11 protein-coding genes are annotated in these 13,534 nt (G+C 61.6%); 2 read left to right on the top strand and 9 right to left on the bottom strand.

The features are described 5' to 3' along the window. Positions 1–69: 69 nt before the first annotated feature. Positions 70–3,006, top strand: coding sequence for a DUF748 domain-containing protein (locus tag LOY51_RS03880; RefSeq protein ID WP_258644588.1), 2,937 nt, complete (start codon positions 70–72; stop codon positions 3,004–3,006). A 222-nt stretch (positions 3,007–3,228) separates the two neighbouring features. Here LOY51_RS03880 and LOY51_RS03875 read toward each other — a convergent pair whose 3' ends face one another. Continuing rightward, positions 3,229–3,642, bottom strand: a complete 414-nt coding sequence (locus LOY51_RS03875) for a VOC family protein (RefSeq protein WP_125857402.1) — start codon at positions 3,640–3,642, stop codon at positions 3,229–3,231. A gap of 60 nt (positions 3,643–3,702) precedes the next feature. Between LOY51_RS03875 and LOY51_RS03870 the strand changes: the two genes are divergently transcribed. After that, entirely contained in the window at positions 3,703–4,005 is a 303-nt protein-coding gene (locus tag LOY51_RS03870) for a heme-binding protein (protein ID WP_110995996.1), read from the top strand. 79 nt (positions 4,006–4,084) lie between these two features. On the opposite strand, the gene LOY51_RS03865 is transcribed toward LOY51_RS03870, so the two are convergent. The 8 genes from LOY51_RS03865 to rimP form a co-directional block, all read right to left on the bottom strand. Beyond that, positions 4,085–4,435, bottom strand: a complete 351-nt coding sequence (locus LOY51_RS03865) for a BON domain-containing protein (RefSeq protein ID WP_125462544.1) — start codon at positions 4,433–4,435, stop codon at positions 4,085–4,087. Positions 4,436–4,729: 294 nt separating this feature from the next. After that, on the bottom strand, positions 4,730–6,835 hold the full coding sequence (gene pnp, locus LOY51_RS03860; RefSeq protein ID WP_125462543.1) for a polyribonucleotide nucleotidyltransferase: 2,106 nt from the start codon (positions 6,833–6,835) through the stop codon (positions 4,730–4,732). 244 nt (positions 6,836–7,079) lie between these two features. Beyond that, a complete protein-coding gene (gene rpsO, locus LOY51_RS03855) occupies positions 7,080–7,349 on the bottom strand; it encodes a 30S ribosomal protein S15 (protein ID WP_009404303.1) in 270 nt (89 codons plus the stop codon). 149 nt (positions 7,350–7,498) lie between these two features. Beyond that, the gene (gene truB, locus LOY51_RS03850; protein ID WP_125462542.1) at positions 7,499–8,416 is read right to left on the bottom strand and encodes a tRNA pseudouridine(55) synthase TruB; all 918 of its coding nucleotides are present in this window, start codon (positions 8,414–8,416) and stop codon (positions 7,499–7,501) included. A gap of 3 nt (positions 8,417–8,419) precedes the next feature. Continuing rightward, entirely contained in the window at positions 8,420–8,818 is a 399-nt protein-coding gene (gene rbfA, locus LOY51_RS03845; RefSeq protein ID WP_110995210.1) for a 30S ribosome-binding factor RbfA, read from the bottom strand. A gap of 116 nt (positions 8,819–8,934) precedes the next feature. Next, on the bottom strand, positions 8,935–11,475 hold the full coding sequence (infB, locus tag LOY51_RS03840; protein ID WP_125857397.1) for a translation initiation factor IF-2: 2,541 nt from the start codon (positions 11,473–11,475) through the stop codon (positions 8,935–8,937). A gap of 27 nt (positions 11,476–11,502) precedes the next feature. After that, positions 11,503–12,984, bottom strand: coding sequence for a transcription termination factor NusA (nusA, locus tag LOY51_RS03835; protein WP_125462540.1), 1,482 nt, complete (start codon positions 12,982–12,984; stop codon positions 11,503–11,505). 60 nt (positions 12,985–13,044) lie between these two features. Then, a complete protein-coding gene (rimP, locus tag LOY51_RS03830) occupies positions 13,045–13,503 on the bottom strand; it encodes a ribosome maturation factor RimP (RefSeq protein ID WP_016391791.1) in 459 nt (152 codons plus the stop codon). Positions 13,504–13,534 lie beyond the last annotated feature (31 nt).

The raw sequence follows: 13,534 nt of genomic DNA, 5'->3' as shown, positions 1-13,534 counted from the left end.
CGACCCCGGCGGAACCTGTTGAACGTGCCATACTCCAAGCACTCCAGCCTGCTACAGACGAAGCGACACATGCACAAAGGATTGACTCGCGCCTTCGGCGCATTGCTGGCCCTGGTGGCCCTGTACAGCCTGCTCGGCTTCCTTATTCTCCCCGGCATCGCACTGCGCATTGCCAACCAGCAGTTGGCGCAGCACGCCACCGTGCCGGCGCACCTGCAGCGCATCGAACTCAACCCGTTCAGCCTCGAGCTGACGCTGTGGGGCCTGCAGATTGGTGAGCCCGGCAAGGAGCAGGTCGGTTTCGAACGGCTGTACGCCAACCTGGCACTCGACAGCCTGTGGACCAAGGCCCTGCACCTGGAAGCCGTTGAGCTGGACAAGCCGCGCACCGAGCTGCTGTTCGCCAAGGATGGCAGCCTCAACCTGACCCAGCTGTTCAAGCTGCCACCCAGTGAGCCAAAAGCCGAAGAGCCACCCAGCGACCCATTCCCGCTGCGCATCGGCAGCATCAAGCTCAGCGAAGGCTACCTGCACTTCGAGGACCAGCGCCCCAGCGAGCCGATCGAGTTCATCTACGACTCGATGAACCTGGAGCTCAAGAACCTCAGTACCCTGCCTGACGACAACGCCGACATGACCCTGGTGGCCAACGGCCCCAACGGCGGGCGCATCGATTGGAGCGGTACCCTAAGCCTCGCGCCGATCGCCTCCGAAGGCACGCTGAAAGTCACCGACGGCAAGATGAAAGCGTTCTGGCCCTACGTACGCGACGCTGTGCCCCTGGTGCTGGAAGATGGCGTCATCAACCTCGACACCCATTACAAGCTCAGCCTGGCCAAAGAGACCGAGCTGTTGCTGGACCAGACCGCCGTGCGCATTGCGCCGTTCGCCATCAAGGCCCCCGACGGCCGACCGCTGGCGCGCCTGGCCAGCCTGGAGGTCAGCGAAACGTCCATCGACCTGGCCAAGCAGTTGGTGACCGTCGGCAAGATCCGCAGCGAAAAACTCGAAACCTGGGCGGCGCTGGAGAAGGATGGCCAGCTCGACTGGCAGAAGCTGTTCGCCAGCCAGCCGGCCAAGGCCACCCCCAAGGAAAAGGCCGAGCCTGCTGCCGCCGAACCCACCGACAAGGAAAAGGCCGCCAAGGCGCCGAGCAAGCCCTGGCAGGTATTGCTCAAGGACGTACAGGCGCGCAACTACATGATCCATCTGGCCGACCGCAGCCAGAAGGAACCTGTGGCCCTGGACGTCGGCCCGCTCAACCTCGACCTGCAGAACTTCGACAGCCTCAACCAGTCGCCCTTCACCCTCAAGCTCGATACCGGCGTGGGCAAGCAGGGCAAACTGCAGGCCGCAGGCGAGGTCAACCTTGCACCGATCACCGCCAAGCTCGATGTGGCCACCCGCGACATCGACCTGCGCGTGGCCCAGGCCTACATCAGCCCGTTCATTCGCCTGGAACTGCGCAGCGGCATGCTGTCCAGCGACCTCAAAGTGAACCTGAAGAGCACCGAGCCGCTGGCGTTCGACATTGGCGGCAAGGCCCAGGTCAACCAGCTGCACACCCTGGACACCATCAAGAACCGCGACTTCGTCAAATGGCAGCAGGTCAACGTCGATGGCCTGTCCTATGTGCATGGCGACGCCCTGTCGATCGACAAGGTGACCCTGCTGCAACCCTATGCGCGCTTCATCATCAACGAAGACCGCACCACCAACGTCAGTGACCTGCTGATCCCGCAACCCGCCGGGGCGCCTGCGGCCTCCCAGAGCAAGCCCGCCACTGCCGGCAGCAGCAAGCCGCTGGGCATCCGCATCGGCCAGATCAGCATCAACGACGGCTCGGCCAACTTCGCCGACCTGACCCTGACCCCCAACTTCGCCACCGCCGTGCAACAGCTCAACGGCCAGGTCGGCACCCTCGACAACCGCAAGCCGCAACCGGCCAAGGTGGACATCAAAGGCAAGGTCGACCGTTACGCGCCGGTGACCATCAAGGGCGCGCTCAACCCGTTCAACCCGCTGGCCAGCCTGGATATCGCCACCAGCTTCAAGCGCGTCGAACTGACCACCCTGACCCCCTACTCGGGCAAGTTCGCGGGCTTCCGCATCCGCAAGGGGCGCCTGAACCTTGACCTGCATTACCTGATCACCAACGGCCAGCTGAAAGCCGAGAACAAGCTGGTGGTCGAGCAACTGCAACTGGGCGAGAAGGTCGACAGCCCGGACGCGGTGGACCTGCCGATCCGCCTGGCAGTGGCGCTGCTCAAGGATACCGAGGGCAAGATCTCCATCGAACTGCCGATCTCCGGCGACCTCAACAACCCGCAGTTCAGCGTGATGCCGATCGTCTGGCAGACCCTGCGCAACCTGGTGCTGCGCGCCGCCCAGGCGCCGTTCAAGTTCATCGGCGGGTTGGTCTCTGGCGGTGGTGCGGAAGATCTGGGCAATGTCTCGTTCGCCGCAGGTTCAAGCGAGCTCAGCAGCGACGCCCAGGCCTCGCTGGACAAACTGGCCTCTGCGCTCAAGTCGCGCCCGGAGCTGCGCCTGGAGATCGAAGGTACCGCCGCCCAGGGCAGCGATGGCCCGCTGATCGCCCAGCAGCGCCTGGAGCGCGAATACCAGGCCACCTGGTACAAGGTACTGCAGCGCCGTGGCGACAAGGTGCCGGCCAACCCGTCCCTGCTGGTGGTTGATGACAGCGACAAGCCGCCCATGCTCGAAGGTATCTACCGCACCCGGCTGAAGCAGCAACCGCCCGCCGAGTGGGAAAAGCTCGGTCGTGATGAGCGCACCACCAAGCTGCGCGAGGCGGTGATCAAGTCCTGGGCCGAGAGTGCCCCGCTGCTGCGTACCCTCGGCCAGGAACGGGCCAGCAGCATCAAGGACTACCTGGTGGACAAAGGGCAGCTCGAAGATGACCGGGTGTACTTCATCGACGCATCCCTCGGCCAGGCCGAGAGCGATGGCCGGGTGGTAACGCCGCTGCATCTGGATGCCGAGTAACTTGGCATACGCCCATACCGCTTGATGAGGCCTGTGCTGAGCTCATCGCTGCGGTTCGTCGCCACGACAAGCCAGCTCCCACAGGGATCGCGTGATCGTCAAGGTCAGCGCCGTACCTGTGGGAGCCGGCTTGCCGGCGATGAGGCCGACAGCCACAGCACAGATAAGTCGCTCCCAGCGGCGCAGGATCAGCCACACCTGCGATCGCCATAAATCAAACACTCAAACCAACCGCTGCCCCGACACCGACGGGTGATACAGCGGCTGTACCTTGTTCCCCGCCGGGTCCAGCAAATGGAAGCTGCGCGCACCGTCGCCATGGTTGAACGGGCGGTCAAGCAAGGTCACGCCTTGGGCCTTGAAGTACTGGTACCAGGCCTCCAGCTCCTCCACGCTGTCGACGATGAAGCCATAGTGATCCAGGGTTTGCAGGCCATTGGCAGCGCCTGCGCCGCGCCCCAACGAGAGGTTGTCGTTACCGCAGGTGAGATAGACCAGGTCCTCGTTGGCGCGATTGAGTACTTCCATGCCCAGCACATCGACATAGAAGCGCTCGCACTCCTCCAGATTGGGCACCAGCAGGGCAATGTGGCGCAGGCCGTTGAGTCGGCCCGGGCGGGCAGGTAGATCGGTCATGGTCAGGACTCCATTTTTGTATACAATTCGAGTGCGAATTTAAAACAAAAGGAAGCGCCTGTGTATAGCCTGTTTATCAAGACGCGCGTGAAGCCCGGTACGACCGAAGCCTTTCTCAGCGCCATCAAAGCCAATGCGGCTGCCTCGGTCGCTACCGAGCCAGGCTGCCTGGTGTTCGATGTGTCGGTGGACCGCGAAGACCCGCAGGTGATCTACCTGTACGAGATCTACCGCGACGACGCGGCCTACGAGGCCCATACCCAGACCGCGCACTTTCGCGACAGCCGGCCATTGGTGGAGCCGTTGATCCTGGAACAGGTGTGCTTCGAGAGTGATGTGATCGCCCGCAATCCCGGGGTCTGATGCATAAGCAAAAGCCCCGGCAGGTGCCGGGGCTTTTGCGTGAAAGGTGGCCAATTCCCTTTGGCCGACGGGACATCCCTTATTCGGACTTCAGGCCATCAGCCGAGACGGCCTGTACGCCCTTGATTTTCTTGGCGATGGCGATTGCCATCTCTTTCTGCGCATCGGTAATCGCCGTTTCGGACGACAGCGACACAACGCCCTTGTTGGTTTCGACCTTGATATCGCTGCCCGGTACGCCTTTCTCGGTCATCAGGTCAGCCTTCACCTTGGTGGTGATCCAGGTATCGGAGGTAGCTTCCTTGGCTTTGGTCACCTCACCGGCCGCAAGCGTCATCGGGGCCTGGGTGGACTGGGCAGCAAACGCCGCGTTAGCCATGGTCAGGGTCAGAGCGGTAGCAGTAGCGGCAGCAATGGCGAATTTCTTCATGAGAGTCACTCCTGTTTTTCGAAAGGTCTGCGCCGTGGTTCCTGGCGTCAGGTAGGAGTGATGTTGCAGGGGCTGTGCCAGGTTTTTGCATTTTAATTAAGCCTTATAAATCAGTTACTTATAAAAATCGCACGACATGATGGATCGTGCAATTTGCAAGTATGAGGGTATTGTTGAGTGCAAGTTGCAAGCTCGCCCGCAGGGAATGTGCCCAGCCTCCAGCGGTTCGACGGGCATGACCGACGCCCATAAAAAAAGGACCCCGAAGGGTCCTTCTTTCCAGCATCGAAATGCTTAGACGCCCGATGCCTTGGCAGCGGCGACGTCTTTGATCGACAGTTTGATACGGCCGCGGTTGTCCACGTCCAGTACCAGAACTTCGACTTCCTGGCCTTCCTTCAGGATGTCGGTGACCTTCTCTACACGCGCATCGCTGAGCATGGAGATGTGCACCAGGCCGTCCTTGCCCGGCAGGATGTTGACGAAGGCGCCGAAGTCGACGATACGCTCGACCTTACCGACATAGATCTTGCCGATCTCGGCTTCTGCGGTGATGCCCAGGATGCGCTGCTTGGCAGCTTCAGCCGCTTCCTTGGTTTCGCCGAAGATCTTGATCGAACCGTCGTCTTCGATGTCGATCGAAGCCTTGGTTTCTTCACAGATGCCGCGGATGGTGGCGCCGCCTTTACCGATGACGTCACGGATCTTGTCGGTGTCGATCTTCATCGCGATCATGGTCGGTGCGTTAGCCGACAGCTCGGTGCGCGACTGGCCAATGATCTGGTTCATCTGGCCGAGGATGTTCAGGCGCGCTTCCAGGGCCTGGCCCAGGGCGATTTCCATGATCTCTTCGGTGATGCCGTTGATCTTGATGTCCATCTGCAGCGCGGTAACACCTTTGGCGGTACCGGCTACCTTGAAGTCCATGTCGCCCAGGTGGTCTTCGTCACCCAGGATGTCGGTCAGAATGGCGAACTTCTCGCCTTCCTTGACCAGGCCCATGGCGATACCGGCCACCGGTGCTTTCATCGGCACACCAGCGTCCATCAGGGCCAGGGAAGCGCCACAGACCGAAGCCATGGAGCTGGAGCCGTTGGACTCGGTGATTTCCGATACGACGCGGATGGTGTACGGGAACACGTCAGCGGCCGGCAGCATGGCCTGGACCGAACGACGGGCCAGACGGCCGTGACCGATTTCGCGACGGCCAGCACCGCCCATGCGACCACACTCGCCTACCGAGAACGGTGGGAAGTTGTAGTGCAGCATGAAGGGGTCTTTCTTCTCGCCTTCGAGGGTGTCCAGCAGCTGGGCGTCACGCGCGGTGCCGAGGGTGGCAACCACCAGGGCCTGGGTTTCGCCACGGGTGAACAGGGCCGAACCGTGGGTCTTCGGCAGTACGCCGACTTCGATGTTCAGCGGGCGCACGGTCTTGGTGTCGCGGCCGTCGATACGTGGCTTGCCGTTGACGATGTTCTCGCGAACGGTGCGGTATTCGATCTCGCCGAAGATGTCTTTGACTTCACCGGCCGATGGCTGGCCTTCTTCACCGGAGAACTTGGCAACCGCCTGGTCGCGCAGCTCGCCCAGGCGCGCGTAACGGTCGGCCTTGACGGTGATGGTGTAGCCCTGGGAGACCGCCTCGCCGAACTCGGCGCGGATGGCGTTGAACAGCTCGGTGTTGGCAACGGCCGGTTTCCAGTCCCAGGTCGGCTTGGCGGCTTCGGCAGCCAGCTCTTTGACAGCCTTGATCACGGCCTGGAATTCGTCGTGGGCGAACAGCACGGCGCCCAGCATCTGGTCTTCGGTCAGCTCTTTGGCTTCCGATTCAACCATCAGTACGGCATCGGCGGTACCGGCTACGACCATGTCCAGGCTCGAAGCGGCCTGCTGCTCGTAAGTCGGGTTCAGCAGGTAGCCGGTGCTTTCGTGGAAGGCAACGCGGGCGGCGCCGATCGGGCCTTCGAACGGAATGCCGGAAATGGCCAGGGCAGCCGAGGTACCGATCATCGCAGCGATGTCCGGATCGGTCTTCTTGCTGGTGGAAACCACGGTGCAGACGACCTGCACTTCGTTCATGAAACCTTCTGGGAACAGCGGGCGGATCGGGCGGTCGATCAGGCGCGAAGTCAGGGTTTCTTTTTCGGATGGGCGGCCTTCACGCTTGAAGAAACCACCTGGGATCTTGCCAGCGGCGTAGGTCTTTTCCTGGTAGTGCACGGACAGCGGGAAGAAGCCCTTGCTCGGGTCTGCCTGCTTGGCACCGACCACGGTCACCAGCACGGTGACATCGTTGTCGACGGTGACCAGCACAGCGCCGGTGGCCTGACGGGCAATGCGGCCCGTTTCGAGGGTAACGGTCGATTGACCGAACTGGAATTGCTTGATTACCGGGTTCACGGTTTCCTACCTTTTTCAGTGGCTCTGGGGGAACTGGTTTCTTGCGAATTCTTGGGCAGAACAGGGAATCGGCCCCATTGACCGTCCAGATACAACACGAGGCTGGGAGCCTGGCGCCGAGCGGAAATCCCGCTCGGCATTGCCAGGCTGCCAACCTCGAAGATACGCATGGCGTGCCCAACGGAAACGCTGCCAGGCAGCGTTGCCGATGAGTCCGCCATGCACACCACTGACCAGGCCGCTATTAGCGACGCAGGCCCAGGCGACCGATCAGGGCGCTGTAACGAGTGGTGTCTTTGCCCTTCAGGTAGTCCAGCAGCTTACGACGCTGGTTAACCATACGGATCAGGCCACGACGCGAGTGGTGGTCTTTGCCGTTGGCCTTGAAGTGGCCTTGCAGCTTGTTGATGTTCGCGGTCAGCAGAGCAACCTGAACTTCCGGGCTACCAGTATCGCCAGCAGCTTGCTGGTAGTCGGCAACGATTTGAGCTTTTTCTTCAACGCTGAGGGCCATGTGGCTTCTCCTGATAAACGGATCCCGCAAGCGGGGTCCAATAGGCCAGGGACTTGATCCCTGTATTAATAAAAAAGGTGTGACCGTGCCTACTGACAGCCACCCTTGTATCCGCAGGCTTTAGCCGAAGCCTGGGCCTGCGGTTCCGGTCATTCCGACCGAATCAGCCGACGCGGCGCCACGCGCCCGTCTTCGCTCACTTCACCGATACCGATGAAGCGACCGTTGTGATCCTGTACGCGGACCATGCCGAACTGCGGCGCATCCGGAGCACGTACGGCCTGGCCGTGCAGCCAGTAGAACGCACTGTGCTCGGAAAGGCTCAACAGCGGCCAGTCCTGCAGCCCGCTGTCGGACGGCATGAGGAAGCGATCGAGCGCTTCGTTGCCACCTTCGGCGTGGGCCTGTTCGAGCTCCTCGAGGGTCACGGTCTGTGCCAGTGCGAAGGGCCCGGCCTGGGTCCTGCGCAGTTCGGCGACATAGGCGCCACAGCCAAGTGCCTCGCCAATATCCTCCACCAGGGTACGGATATAGGTGCCTTTGCTGCATCCTACGCTCAGCCGTGCACGGGTGCCTTCGCACTCGAGCAACTCCAAGCGGCCAATAGTAACAGAACGCGCCTCGCGCTCCACTACCTCTCCTGCACGTGCCAGCTTGTAAAGCGGCTGGCCGTCACGCTTGAGCGCCGAGTACATCGGCGGTATCTGGCTGATCGGGCCGCGAAAACGCGGCAGCACTGCCTCGATGTCGGCGCGACCGACGGTCACCTCACGGGTCTGCAGGACTTCGCCCTCGGCATCACCGGTGTTGGTAGTCTGCCCCATCTGCATGACCGTTTCGTAGCCCTTGTCGGACTCGAGCAGGTACTGCGAGAACTTGGTCGCTTCACCGAAGCACAGCGGCAGCACGCCGCTGGCCAGTGGGTCGAGGCTGCCGGTGTGGCCGGCCTTCTCGGCATTGAGCAACCAGCGGACCTTCTGCAACGCGGCGTTGGAGGTGAACCCCAGCGGCTTGTCGAGCAGGATGATGCCGCTGACGTTGCGGCGGATACGTTTGACCTGGGCCACCGCTTACTCCTTGGCGCCCGGCTCGTCGGCATCCTTGTGCAGACGGTCTTCGGCGACCGCCCGCTCGATCAGTGCCGACAGGTGCACGCCACGGCTGACGCTTTCATCGAAGTGGAAATGCAGTTGCGGCACGCTGCGCAGCTGCATCGAGCGGCCCAGGTGCAGGCGCAGGAAGCTGGCGGCACTGTTGAGGGCCTTGAGCGACTGCTGCACGGCGTCCGGGGTTTCTTCACCCATGACGGTGATGAAGACCTTGGCATGGCCCACGTCGCGGCTGACGTCGACGGCGGTGATGGTCACCAGGCCCACGCGTGGGTCCTTGACTTCGCGGCGGATCAGTTCGGCCAGCTCGCGCTGCATCTGATCGCCGATACGTTGGGTACGGCTGTATTCTTTTGCCATTTTTGCTACCTGTTTCTAAAGCGGCAAACGCCCGGTTCAGACACAAGCCTGACCGGGCGCTACCTGCAGAGGCGCTGCCAACCGCCGTACGACGGGGGTTGGCAGCGGGCTCGCCCTTAAAGGGTACGAGCCACCTGGACTTTCTCGAAGACTTCGATCTTGTCGCCGACCTTGACGTCGTTGTAGCTCTTGACGCCAATACCGCACTCCATGCCGTTACGCACTTCGGAAGCATCGTCCTTGAAGCGACGCAGCGATTCCAGCTCGCCTTCGAAGATCACAACGTCGTCGCGCAGTACGCGGATCGGACGGTTGCGGTACACGGTACCCTCGATGACCATACAGCCAGCGATGGCGCCGAACTTCGGCGAACGGAACACGTCACGCACTTCGGCGACACCCAGGATGTTCTCGCGAACATCGCTGCCGAGCATGCCGGTCAGGGCTTTCTTGACGTCTTCGATGATGTCGTAGATCACGTTGTAGTAACGCATATCCAGACCTTCCTGCTCGACGATCCGGCGCGCACCGGCATCGGCACGCACGTTGAAGCCGAACAGCACCGCGTTCGAGGCCAGTGCCAGGTTGGCGTCGCTCTCGGTGATACCACCGACGCCGCCACCGATCACACGCACCTGAACTTCGTCGTTGCCCAGGCCGCCGAGCGAGCCCTGCAGCGCTTCCAGGGAGCCACGCACATCGGTCTTGAGGACGATGTTGAGGGTCTTCTTCTCTTCCTGACCCATGGTCTCGAAGATGTTTTCCAGCTTGCCGGCGTGAGCACGAGCCAGCTTGACCTCACGGAACTTGCCTTGACGGAACAGGGCAACTTCACGGGCTTTCTTCTCGTCGGCCACCACGGACATTTCGTCACCGGCGTCCGGAGTGCCATCCAGGCCGAGGATCTCGACCGGGATCGACGGGCCAGCTTCCTTCACAGGCTTGCCGTTCTCGTCGAGCATGGCACGCACGCGGCCATAGTTGGAGCCGACCAGGACCATGTCGCCCTGACGCAGGGTGCCGTCCTGAACCAGGATGGTGGCAACCGGGCCACGGCCTTTGTCCAGACGCGATTCAACCACGACACCGCGACCTGGAGCCGTCGGGGTGGCGGTCAGTTCGAGAATCTCGGCCTGCAGCAGTACGGCTTCGAGCAGTTCGTCGACACCGGTACCCATCTTCGCCGACACCTTGACGAACGGAGTGTCACCACCCCAGTCCTCGGAGGTGACGCCTTCGACGGCCAGCTCGTTGCGGATGCGATCGAGGTCGGCACCCGGCTTGTCGATCTTGTTCACGGCAACCACCAGCGGCACGCCAGCAGCCTTGGCATGCTGAACGGCTTCGCGGGTCTGCGGCATCACGCCGTCGTCCGCCGCCACCACCAGGATGACGATGTCGGTGGCCTTGGCACCACGGGCACGCATCTGAGTAAACGCAGCGTGGCCTGGGGTGTCGAGGAAGGTGACCATGCCACGGTCGGTTTCGACGTGGTAGGCACCGATGTGCTGGGTGATGCCACCGGCTTCGCCAGCAGCAACCTTGGCACGACGGATGTAGTCGAGCAGCGAGGTCTTACCATGGTCAACGTGACCCATGACGGTAACGACCGGCGCGCGCGATTCGACTTCACCTTCGAACTTCAGCGATTCGGCCAGGGAGTCTTCCAGGGCGGTATCGCTGACCAGGGTGACCTTGTGACCCAGCTCTTCTGCTACCAGCTGAGCGGTTTCCTGGTCGAGCACCTGGTTGATGGTGACCGGAGTGCCCATCTTGAACATGAACTTGACGACTTCAGCACCTTTGACCGACATGCGCTGGGCCAGGTCCGAAACCGTGATGGTCTCGCCGATGGTCACGTCACGGATGACGGGGCCGGACGGGCTCTGGAAGCCATGCTGGTTGCGCTTCTTGCCTTTGCTCTTGCCACCGCGACCACGACGGAAACCATCGCTTTCTTCTTCGGTGGTGCGTGGCGCGGCGCGTGGAGTCGGAGCCTTTTCCTTCTCCTTGACCTTGACCTTGACCGACATGCGCGGCGCTTCGCCACGGCCGGCAGCAGCTGGGCCACCACCACGACGATCGTCATCACGGCTGCGGCTTTCGTTGCGACGGGTCTCGTCTTTCTTGCGCTCGGCAGCACGCGCGGCGGCGTCTTCGGACACCGGCGCATTGGCCACTACCGGGGCAGCAACAGCGGCAGGCTCGGCCTTGGCTACCGGGGCAGCGGCCGGGGCTTCGGCGGCCTGACGGCGTGCCTGCTCCTCGTTGCGCTGACGCACTTCGGCTTCGACCTTCTCGCGAGCGGCGTTTTCAGCCGCGCGGCGCTCTTCCTGCTCGCGCTTCTGCTCAGCCTGGATCTCTTCCGGGCTGCGCTGCACGAATACTTTCTTCTTGCGTACTTCTACGCTGATGCTCTTGCTACCGGCGACACGCAGGGTGCTGGTGGTTTTGCGCTGCAAGGTAATCTTGCGCGGCTCTTCCGCCTTGCTCTTGTGGCTGCTTTTCAAATGAGTCAGCAGGGTCTGCTTCTCATTGTCGGTCACTACCTGACCGGCGTCGGTGTGCGGCAGACCTGCCTCACGCATCTGCTGCAGCAGGCGCTCTACCGGTGCCTCGACCTCTTGGGCCAGTTCTTTCACCGTGACTTGCGTCATGCACTTCTCTCCTCAGGCCGCGCCTAATTACTCGAACCAGTGGGCTCGGGCGGCCATGATCAACTTGCCGGCACGCTCTTCGTCGATGCCGTCGATGTCGAGCAGATCGTCGATCGACTGCTCGGCCAGGTCTTCGCGGTTAACCACGCCGCGCACCGCCAGTTCGGCCGCCAGGTCCTTGTCCATGCCCTCGAGGGAGAGCAGGTCTTCGGCCGGATGGGCGTCTGCCAGTTTTTCTTCGGTAGCGATGGCCTTGGTCAACAAACGGTCCTTGGCTCGAGCGCGGAGCTCATTGACGATTTCTTCGTCAAAGCCATCGATGTTGAGCATTTCTTCCAACGGTACGTAGGCAATTTCTTCAAGGTTGGTGAAGCCTTCGTCGACCAGCACTTGTGCCAGTTCTTCGTCGACTTCCAGTTCCTCAACAAAATTACGCAGGATGTCGCCGGTTTCAGCCTGTTGCTTGGCCTGGATGTCCGACTCGGTCATCACGTTCAGGGTCCAGCCGGTCAGCTGACTGGCCAGACGAACGTTCTGACCGCCACGACCAATGGCCTGAGCCAGGTTGTCGGCACCAACGGCGATATCCATCGCATGGGCGTCTTCGTCAACGATGATCGCGGCAACCTCTGCCGGCGACATGGCGTTGATGACGAACTGCGCCGGGTTCTCGTCCCAGAGGACGATATCCACACGCTCGCCACCCAACTCGCCGGATACGGCTTGGACGCGCGAACCACGCATGCCGATACAGGCACCTTGTGGGTCGATGCGCTTGTCCTTGGAGCGGACGGCGATCTTGGCACGCGATCCCGGATCACGGGAGGCGGCCATGACTTCGATAAGGCCTTCGGCGATTTCCGGCACTTCGATGCGGAACAGCTCGATCAGCATCTGCGGCGCGGTGCGCGACAGGATCAGCTGCGGGCCACGGTTCTCGGTGCGGATTTCCTTGAGCAGTGCACGCAGGCGCACACCGACCCGGAAGGTCTCACGGGGGATGATGTCTTCACGGGCCAGCAGCGCTTCGGCGTTGTTGCCCAGGTCGACGATGACGTTGTCGCGGGTGACCTTCTTCACGGTACCGGAGATGATCTCGCCAACGCGTTCGCGGTAGGCGTCGACCACCTGGGCGCGCTCAGCTTCGCGAACCTTCTGCACGATGACTTGCTTGGCGGTTTGCGCAGCAATGCGACCGAACTCGATCGATTCGATCTTCTCTTCGATCACGTCGCCAACTTTGGCTTCAGGATGACTTTCCTGAATTTTTGCTGGCCAGACCTCGATTGCCGGATCATCCAGATCCGCTTCCTCGACGACCGTCCAACGACGGAACGTTTCGTAGCTACCGGTGTGGCGGTTGATTTCCACACGCAGGTCGACTTCGTCCTCAAAACGCTTTTTGGTTGCAGTGGCCAGAGCCACTTCCAGCGCCTCGAAAATGACGCCGGGCGGTACACCCTTTTCGTTGGATACCGATTCAACAACCAGCAGTACTTCTTTGCTCATCGTACGCCTCGCCTTGCGCAAGCCATTGGGCCCGTAAATTTCCGCCGGGCCCGGCACGTCTCAGTCAAAACTGGGAATAATATTGGCCTTGTCGATCGAGTCGATCGGCAGCAGGAACTCATGGTTATCCACCTGGACCACCACATCCTGCTCCTCCACACCGCGGAGAAGGCCCTGGAAGTTACGACGACCTTCGAAGGGCGTACGCAGCTTGATCTTCACTTGCTCGCCGGCATGCGAGGCAAACTGTTCCAGAGTGAACAGCGGGCGATCCATGCCTGGAGAGGAAACCTCGAGGGTGTATTCACTGCTGATCGGGTCTTCCACATCCAGGATGGCGCTGGCCTGACGGCTGACCGCTTCGCAGTCCTCCACCAGAATGCCGCCTTCCTTGTCGATGTAGATACGCAGTACCGAATGCTTACCTTGGGAGACGTATTCGATCCCCCAGCACTGATAGCCCAGCCCCTCGACCACTGGGGCCAACAAGGCCTGCAACTGTTCTAGCTTGCTCGACACCTGAACCCCCTCGTGCATGCTGTGCAAATAA

Origin of the sequence: Pseudomonas sichuanensis (genome assembly GCF_024749065.1) — a bacterium.
GTDB classification, from domain to species: domain Bacteria; phylum Pseudomonadota; class Gammaproteobacteria; order Pseudomonadales; family Pseudomonadaceae; genus Aquipseudomonas; species Aquipseudomonas sichuanensis.
This window is presented reverse-complemented; position numbering and strand designations above follow the sequence as displayed.

Coding starts and splice junctions, on each gene's coding strand:
- LOY51_RS03880 (WP_258644588.1), top strand. CDS start 70: ATGCACAAAGGATTGACTCGCGCCTTCGGCGCATTGCTGGCCCTGGTG.
- LOY51_RS03875 (WP_125857402.1), bottom strand. CDS start 3,642: ATGACCGATCTACCTGCCCGCCCGGGCCGACTCAACGGCCTGCGCCAC.
- LOY51_RS03865 (WP_125462544.1), bottom strand. CDS start 4,435: ATGAAGAAATTCGCCATTGCTGCCGCTACTGCTACCGCTCTGACCCTG.
- rpsO (WP_009404303.1), bottom strand. CDS start 7,349: ATGGCCCTCAGCGTTGAAGAAAAAGCTCAAATCGTTGCCGACTACCAG.
- rbfA (WP_110995210.1), bottom strand. CDS start 8,818: ATGGCAAAAGAATACAGCCGTACCCAACGTATCGGCGATCAGATGCAG.
- infB (WP_125857397.1), bottom strand. CDS start 11,475: ATGACGCAAGTCACGGTGAAAGAACTGGCCCAAGAGGTCGAGGCACCG.
- nusA (WP_125462540.1), bottom strand. CDS start 12,984: ATGAGCAAAGAAGTACTGCTGGTTGTTGAATCGGTATCCAACGAAAAG.